General features: G+C 33.1%; 9 protein-coding genes. 1 reads left to right on the forward strand and 8 read right to left on the reverse strand.

The genetic code is table 11. The annotated features are described in order from the left end of the window. On the forward strand, positions 1-460 hold a 460-nt coding region (locus tag B3C94_RS07965; protein WP_293901656.1), incomplete at its 5' end, for a helix-turn-helix domain-containing protein. Between the two features lie 76 nt (positions 461-536). Here B3C94_RS07965 and B3C94_RS07970 read toward each other — a convergent pair. The 8 genes from B3C94_RS07970 to B3C94_RS08005 form a co-directional block, all read right to left on the reverse strand. After that, the gene (locus tag B3C94_RS07970) at positions 537-932 is read right to left on the reverse strand and encodes a VOC family protein (protein WP_293901660.1); all 396 of its coding nucleotides are present in this window, start codon (positions 930-932) and stop codon (positions 537-539) included. Between the two features lie 29 nt (positions 933-961). Next, the gene (locus B3C94_RS07975) at positions 962-1,726 is read right to left on the reverse strand and encodes a helix-turn-helix domain-containing protein (protein WP_293901663.1); all 765 of its coding nucleotides are present in this window, start codon (positions 1,724-1,726) and stop codon (positions 962-964) included. A gap of 169 nt (positions 1,727-1,895) precedes the next feature. After that, the gene (locus B3C94_RS07980; RefSeq protein ID WP_293901666.1) at positions 1,896-2,351 is read right to left on the reverse strand and encodes a DinB family protein; all 456 of its coding nucleotides are present in this window, start codon (positions 2,349-2,351) and stop codon (positions 1,896-1,898) included. A gap of 223 nt (positions 2,352-2,574) precedes the next feature. After that, positions 2,575-3,507 carry a siderophore ABC transporter substrate-binding protein gene (locus tag B3C94_RS07985; RefSeq protein ID WP_293901669.1) on the reverse strand — a complete coding sequence of 311 codons (933 nt, stop codon included), beginning with the start codon at positions 3,505-3,507 and terminating at the stop codon, positions 2,575-2,577. Positions 3,508-3,539: 32 nt separating this feature from the next. Further along, positions 3,540-4,298, reverse strand: a complete 759-nt coding sequence (locus B3C94_RS07990) for an ABC transporter ATP-binding protein (protein ID WP_293901672.1) — start codon at positions 4,296-4,298, stop codon at positions 3,540-3,542. After that, positions 4,295-5,242 carry an iron chelate uptake ABC transporter family permease subunit gene (locus tag B3C94_RS07995; protein ID WP_293901675.1) on the reverse strand — a complete coding sequence of 316 codons (948 nt, stop codon included), beginning with the start codon at positions 5,240-5,242 and terminating at the stop codon, positions 4,295-4,297. The genes B3C94_RS07990 and B3C94_RS07995 overlap by 4 nt, the downstream gene beginning before the upstream one ends. Beyond that, positions 5,239-6,204 (reverse strand): ABC transporter permease, encoded by a 966-nt coding sequence (locus tag B3C94_RS08000; RefSeq protein ID WP_293901678.1) that lies wholly within the window; start codon positions 6,202-6,204, stop codon positions 5,239-5,241. Before B3C94_RS08000 ends, B3C94_RS07995 begins: the two co-directional genes overlap by 4 nt. A gap of 231 nt (positions 6,205-6,435) precedes the next feature. Then, positions 6,436-7,605 (reverse strand): IS4 family transposase, encoded by a 1,170-nt coding sequence (locus tag B3C94_RS08005; protein WP_293901681.1) that lies wholly within the window; start codon positions 7,603-7,605, stop codon positions 6,436-6,438. Positions 7,606-7,703: the final 98 nt, after the last annotated feature.

The following is a 7,703-nucleotide window of genomic DNA, read 5'->3' on the forward strand; positions in this document are numbered from 1 at the left end:
ACTTCTGGCAGAAATGCTCTCGTTTAGCGAGAAATGGCAAGGTGATTATTTTAAAGGTTCATGGGAATTTGAATTTTTACTAACGCTTAAAGGCGTATTATCAAAGGAAAATCTCAAAAAATTCTCCATCCAACTTCCTACAACGGACGATCAAAGGCTTAATGCAATAATCGACGGCTTTAGAAATCGATTAAATGAAAGTCTAAGTTTAGATAGTATTGCCCAACAATCAGGAATAAGTGTGAGAAGTTTGACCAGATTATTCCAAACGAAATTGCATATCACTTTTGTTCAATACTTAAAGATGCTACGTATTATAAGAGCAATGGAATTGATTAATGATACAGATTTGAACATGACCGAGATAGCTTATGAAATCGGATATTCGAATATATCTGCGTTTAGCAATAACTTTCAGCAACTGACCAACATGAGACCTACTGAATTTAAAACCAAGTAAGAGGTATGGCTAGTAGTCATAACCATAATCCTCCCTCAAAATATGATTTTAAATTCAGTGGTTTATGGGCTATCGACTAACTACGTTGGGCAATATTATCCTTAAATGGATTAACACTTATTTCTATCATCAACTTTTCAAAAAAGAAATAGAAACCAAACGTATTCCTAATTTTCTTAGGTTCACTTTCAAATTGTAAGGTAGGTTCTGTTTGTAATTTTTCATAAATATCCCAAACTTCTTGCTCATCCTTCTGATAAAATCCGATGTGGAAATTTTCCGGATATTCAGGTATATTTTCTTTTTGGTTCAATTCCTGACCCCAAATAACTAAGGCAAAATTATTGCTATTTTCCATAACTGCCATTTTACTGTTTCTATTGACAATTAAACTAAACCCTAAGTGTTGTGTAAACAAATGGACAGCCTTCTCAACGTCTTTTACAACGATATTGATGTGATTCAAATTCATTTTATTCTTGTTTTAATTACAGAACAAAATTACTTTTCGGGCATCAGGCTAAATTGGATAAATCGGTCGTTTTCGTTTTTATTTAAGATAATTGGTTTTACTCCAGCAAATTTTTTCACTTCCCTTATAAAATGTGATTGGTCTGCATAATCGAGTTGGGGATAGAAATCTCCATTTTTTAGTTGTTTTAATGAGTTGGAGAAACGGATAATATTCAGATAAGTTTTAAGCGTTACGCCTAACCATTTATGGAAATAACGGTTCATTTGTCTGCTACTCCAAAAAACATTTTCTTCGATTTCTTTTACCGTAATTTCTCCTTTAGACGCATAAATGAGTTTAAATAATTTCTTTTTTCGCTCTTCTATTTCTTTGGATAATAACGAAGAAATAACCTGAACAGCTTTATGGTAAAATTGGTTGAAATCGTTTAGATCATCTCTTGAAAATCCACAGTAACCTGTCTGAAGTGTTTTCTTGGTGTTATTTAAATCCGCAAAAGATTGTTTGAAAATATATTCGGCAGCGATGGGATAAAAGCTGATTGCAAACATTGTAGATTTTGGAAATGGAGGTTTGGTGATAGGAGCAGAACATATTCCGGAAATGAAAATTTCAAAATTTCCATTTTCATCAGCTAGCAGAAATAAATCTATTTTTCCATCCGGAACTATAACGCCTTCTTTTTCTTCATCAGAGTTGTTTTTTACCATCCAGATGCTTTCCACGATATGTGTTAGTGATTCATCAGGTTTAAGACAGATATATTCTAATTTATTTACGGGGAAACACATTTTTAATTAGCAAAAAATAAATATAAAATTAACCAAAATAAAAATTTGAGACCTCTTTATAAGGTCTACTTATTCATTACAAATAATCAAAATCATTTATCAAGTTTTTAATTGAGTAGATATGCCAAAAAATAAAGGTCCAAAAGAATATTACTCCAAGAATATTGTTTTACACAAATTTTCTAATACTTAACATATACCCTAAATGCATTCCTTCGTGATAATTATTACATTCAAATGCATCATTAATCGAAGACAAATGGAAGCCGGTACCTGTTATTCGTTCTTTGTAAGTCCTAAAAATATCCTTTTGAAAATCAGCGATTGTTAAATCAATGAGTGAAGTCAATAACTCTTTAAGTTCAGCAACTTCTTTTTGAGAGACAGGTTCTGTAGGTTTGGTTCCAGACTGATACTTATTAAACAACTCATCTGAAATATATCCTTGTAGGTCAGAACCTCTATAAATCAGTTTTTGTTGTGTTACGACGATATGCCCTATATTCCAGATAAGATTATTGTTGAAACCATTTGGAATGTTGTTAAGCTGATCTAATGAATAATTTTCAAAGTAACTTAAATAAATTCTACGACTTGTCTTCCACGTTTTAAATAATGCTTCCATTTTTTTATTACATTAAGAGCGTATGCTTGTTGAAATTTGTTCTAACAAAAATACTAAATATGATAAAAACTATAATTTTTGAAAATTGAATTGTCAGTAATAAGAAATTTTGAACAATATTAGACCTACTCAATTTATGGAAGTATTGTGTGAGTAAAATAATGTCAAACTAATTTTATTTAACACAAAAGGACTGATTTTGAAATTTACAGTCCTTTTTTTATTATTTATACCCCTTAAGAATATCCTCTATCATGGTCCTCGTAGAATAAGATCCTCCTCCAGAAAGATACCAAACATCAGGGTCAAGATAGATAATTTTATTTTTCTTGTATGCACTGGTTTGTTGAACAAGCTTGTTTTCGATTTCATTTCTATTTGTCACATTTCCCAAGACTGAATTTCGATCAATAATGTATAATACATCAGGGTCTTTTTCAGCGATATACTCGCTAGAGACCACAGTTCCATGATAAATAGCTTCTTCTTTTAAATCATCTGCCGCCTTAGCTTTTAAATCACTAAAGACAAATCCATATCTGGAATCGGAACCAAATGTGCTAAAAGTTCCTGCATTATAAAGCAGAATCATAATTTTATTCGATGAAGAAGCAATCTTTTTGGAAGCTTCGTTTATAGCTTGTTCCAATTCTTCATTTATTTGATCAGTTTGATCAGTTAACTGAAAGACCCGTCCTATAGTATTGATATTTTTTTTGATAGATGACTTAAAGTCTCCATTTTCTATGCCGAGATATAATGTCGGGGCTATAGAAGAAAGTTTTTCATAATCTTTTGCTTGTAAGGCAGATATAATAATAAGATCGGGATTAATCTTACTAACCATTTCAAAGTTAGGTTGTAAAATGGACCCACCATCTTTGACGTTTTTATCGTTAATATATTTATGTAGATATTTAGGTACATAATCCTTACAAATTCCTGCGACAGGTATATTAAGTTCATTCAGAGTTTCGAGACTACCCATATCAAATACCACAACCTTTTTCAGATTAGTTGAGACATTTATTTCTCCAAGTTCATGTTGAACGGTTATACTATCCACTTTGTCTTTTTTGCTTTCATGGTTATTGCAGCTTATAATTAAACTACTGAGACCTCCTAAGAGTGTTAAAAAAAAGTTTCTAATTTTCATGATATAAAAAAATTATTGATTAATTATTTTTGTTATTTATAGTAATTGCAAATAATGACTTTGTCATCTTGTATTATTTTGAATTCGATATCGAATAATTCTTTTAAGTTCTTTTCGGTTATAACTGATTTATTGGAGCCATAAAAAAATACACGACCATTTTTCATAGCAATTATATAATCGCTATAATTTGCCGCAAAATTTATGTCATGGACAACTGTAATTACAGTTTTTCCGTATTCGTCAGCAAGGAATCGTGTTGTATTCATGATTTCTACTGAGTGCTTCATGTCAAGATTATTTAAAGGTTCATCCAGCAGTATATATTCTGTATCTTGAGCCATTACCATAGCTAAAAAGGCTCTTTGAAGCTGACCTCCACTAACTTGATCTATATATGCATGTTTGATATCTTGAAGATTCATTTTATTTATAGATTCTTCAATTTTCATATTATCCTGAATAGTCAGTTGCCCTTTACTGTGAGGAAATCGTCCAAAATCAACCAATTCTTTGATCGTTATCTTCACATCAAACACATTCTGTTGCCTTAAAAATGATATTTTTCTTGAAAGTTGGTCTAATGAATAGTTAGATAACTCTTCACTATCAAGAATAATAGAACCATTGTCTGCTTTTGCCAATCTTGCCATTAATACAAGAAGCGTAGATTTTCCAGCTCCGTTAGGTCCAATTAATGAGATAACTTTCCCTTTTGGAATTTCTAAATTTATATCGTTCAAAATAGGTATGCCTGCATAACTTTTGCTTAGTGACTTGATGTTTATCATTTTTTAGTTCTTAAAGTTCGAAGTATTAATAAAATAAAATAGAGTCCTCCTGCGAGGTTTATCAATACCCCGAGGCTGTGTCTATAATTTAAAATATGTTCAATCACAAATTGAGCCGCCAACATGGACATTGCAGTAATAAAAAATGCAACAGTTATGGTTCTATGATGAAGATATGTGTTAGTCAATCGATAGCTAATATTAGATATAAATACACCTATAAAAGTTATTGGTCCGATAAGTGATGTGGATATTGCTATTAGTACTGATATTCCGATAAGCTGATTTCTGGCAATCTTGTCATAATCTACTCCAAGTCCCAAGCTATATTCTCTACCAAGAACCAGAATATCTAGAAATTTAAAGAAACGAGATAAATAGACTATGACAATCAATATCGTAACTACGGCTATTGAAATAGTTTTTATCGAGATTCTACTCAACGAGGAAAACATAGCACCTTGGATATACCCAAACTCATTTGGGTTGATAATCATTTGTAAAAACTGAGTCGAAGTATTGAAGAATATCCCAAGTACTAAACCTATAAGTAAAATAAAGTATACGTTTTTCTTATTTCTCTTAAAAAACACTCTATAGAGAATCAGGGAATAAACTATCATGATGCTTGAAGCAAAAATGAAACTTAATTCTTTAGATCTGAAAAACAAGCTATTGCCGCCAAATATTAATAAAAGTAATACCTGTGAAAAGACATACAAATATTCGTATCCCATTAAAGAGGGAGTAAGAATTTTATTGTCCGAAATAGTTTGAAATACCACTGTAGAGTAAGAGATACTGATACTTACAAGAATCAATGCCACTAAACGTTCCACTCTTCCTGCAACAACGAATTTGTTACTGAAATCTATATCGTAACTTAGGAATGTCAACACAATTACTACCAGCAATGTCAACAAAATGAACAATAGTTTTTTCATCGATTCCTATTTATTAGAATAATTAAGAAAATAACAGCTCCTAATGATCCTACAATCATACTGACAGGTATTTCATAAGGATAAATGATAAGTCTTCCTACAATATCGCAAATCAGTAATGCCAGAGCACCGTAACATGCTGTAAAAGGTAGATTTTTACGCACATTATCACCGTATATAAATGCTACAATATTTGGAATTATGAGGTCGATGAATGGTAATGAGCCAACCGTCAAAATAGTTGTGCTTACCATGATAGAAGTAAGAATCAAACCAATGATAACAACCATTTGATAATTGATTCCTAAAGATGTTGAAAAATCTCGTCCCATCGATGCTATAGTAAACTTACGGGCATATAGGTAGCATATGACAAACAAAGGCACCATCAAATAAATTATTTCATATTGACCCTGCAATGTTTTTGTGAAATTTCCGACCATCCAACTCTCCATATTCTGTACTATGTTAAGCTCAACACCAAATAGATTACTTATTGAGTTGAGTGTATAACCGAACATTATTCCCAATATGGGTATAAGAACTGTATTGCGGTTGGCTAACTTGGTAATTGAAAAAACAAAAAGTAAAGTAAAGCCGAAACAGAAAAGAACACTAAACAGTAGTTTAGTAAATACACTGTACTGGGGAAACAAAAACAAACTAAATAATATACCAAGTTTTGCAGAATCCAATGTTCCAGATGTTGTGGGAGAAATAAACTTATTGTGGGAAAGCTGCTGTAATATAATACCACAGATTGAAAGCCCTGCACCTGTTAAAATAAGTGTAACTGTTCGAGGAACTCTACTTATAATAAGTATTTGTAGATCTGAGTGTTTTAGCAATGTAACACTATTTGGCAATATTGATTTAACCCCAATAAGAAGTGATGCAACAGAAGCAACCAATAAAATAAAATATAGTGTTACAATATGAATTGCATTAGCTTTGTTTTTCAAATAATAAAGTTTTGTCATTCCTTCTTTGAATAAGAATTAAAGTTCAAAACTATTAAAGATGAAGGCTTGTTTATATCTATAATTAGCCTAATATTTGTTGTATTTAGCCAATGGGTTTTCTATTTACGATCAGTAGCGTCCAAAATAAAATTTAAGTTACGAAAAAAAGTGGTTTTTCTTATCAAGAAGCGTATTATTTTAGCTTGCTCCATTAGCTATCCCCCCCTTATTTTAAAAGACGCCAAACTGTCCGTTTTTATCAGGCGATTTTTTCTTGATAAATGGGTCGTTCGCCCAAAGCCAAAAATCAATCTTCACAAATATGTTCATTCGTATAAAGCTCACAAGATTGGACAGATTCCACTTGTAGATGACCTTTTTCTGTATATATTTCAATAAAAGTATTCCGATCAGGGCAGTCCATATCTGTATCTGAACGGCATTTTGCGATGTTCCCACAAAACTGGTGACCTTAAGACGCTGTTTGAGATGTTTGAAAAAGATCTCGATCTGCCAGCGTTGTTTATAGATCATCGCTACCATCGCCGGCTTCCATTGCATATTGTTGGTCAAGAATTCATATTCATCGCCCGTGGTGCTGTCCAAAACGTGCACAAGCCTGAGTTTCTTTCCCCCATATCGTTTTGCGCTCTCCCCGCTCAATGTAATCACCTGATCCTTAAGGATGCCGCTTTCAACCATCGAATCACTCTCATAGCTCTTTATTACGCTGTATTTCATGTTTACTTTGCTCCGTGTGACGAAGAAACTTCCGTTGCTGTCCAACATATTCATCCATTTAAAATCGACATAACCCCGGTCCATAACCACAACGCTGCCCTTGGGGAAAGAAAAGCTGTTCGCTTTTTTACTCTCATGTACCTTACCATCAGTAATCTCCATGAAAACCGGTAGGCATCCATCATAGTCAAGTACGGTATGCAGTTTGGCAGCCCTCTTATTGCTCCGGAATTTAGCCCAGTCAAATATCGACATACATAATGGAATCACGCTGGCATCCATCAGATAGACCTTACGCTTCAAGGCCCTGAGCTCACTGCGCTGGTTGGGCTCCTTATTCCAAGGATTGTCCAAAAGGGCAAAATAAAGGTCTTTGAAAAGCTTATGGTCGCGGTGTTCATTCATATAGGAGATGCTCGATTTGCAGGGAGCTCGGGAAATACCCATATGGTTCATGTTGCCCGTGGTACTGCGAAGACCGTTACTGATATCCCGGACCGAATCGCTGCAGGAAAGATGGCAAAAAAGCATGCTCACCAGATGTGTCCAACTGTTAAGACCTTTATGATGTTTGTCACTATTGTATTTTGATACAAGCTTTTTAAAAATATCCCGGTCTATCAAGGATAGAAGTTGAATGAAAACGTTTATATTTACCATTGCTGAGGTGGCGTAGTTGTGTTTTCAATATAACATTTTTTGAAATCGCAATGCGCCACTTTTTTATATGATTTTCTTAATCGTTTTGGACGGTAGTG

Origin of the sequence: Sphingobacterium sp. UBA5670 (assembly GCF_002420705.1) — a bacterium.
GTDB lineage: Bacteria > Bacteroidota > Bacteroidia > Sphingobacteriales > Sphingobacteriaceae > Sphingobacterium.

Bases quoted from the DNA above. Each gene is read 5' to 3' on its own strand.
- B3C94_RS07970 (WP_293901660.1), bottom strand. From the start codon at position 932: ATGAATTTGAATCACATCAATATCGTTGTAAAAGACGTTGAGAAGGCT.
- B3C94_RS07975 (WP_293901663.1), bottom strand. From the start codon at position 1,726: ATGTGTTTCCCCGTAAATAAATTAGAATATATCTGTCTTAAACCTGAT.
- B3C94_RS07980 (WP_293901666.1), bottom strand. From the start codon at position 2,351: ATGGAAGCATTATTTAAAACGTGGAAGACAAGTCGTAGAATTTATTTA.
- B3C94_RS07985 (WP_293901669.1), bottom strand. From the start codon at position 3,507: ATGAAAATTAGAAACTTTTTTTTAACACTCTTAGGAGGTCTCAGTAGT.
- B3C94_RS07990 (WP_293901672.1), bottom strand. From the start codon at position 4,298: ATGATAAACATCAAGTCACTAAGCAAAAGTTATGCAGGCATACCTATT.
- B3C94_RS07995 (WP_293901675.1), bottom strand. From the start codon at position 5,242: ATGAAAAAACTATTGTTCATTTTGTTGACATTGCTGGTAGTAATTGTG.
- B3C94_RS08005 (WP_293901681.1), bottom strand. From the start codon at position 7,605: ATGGTAAATATAAACGTTTTCATTCAACTTCTATCCTTGATAGACCGG.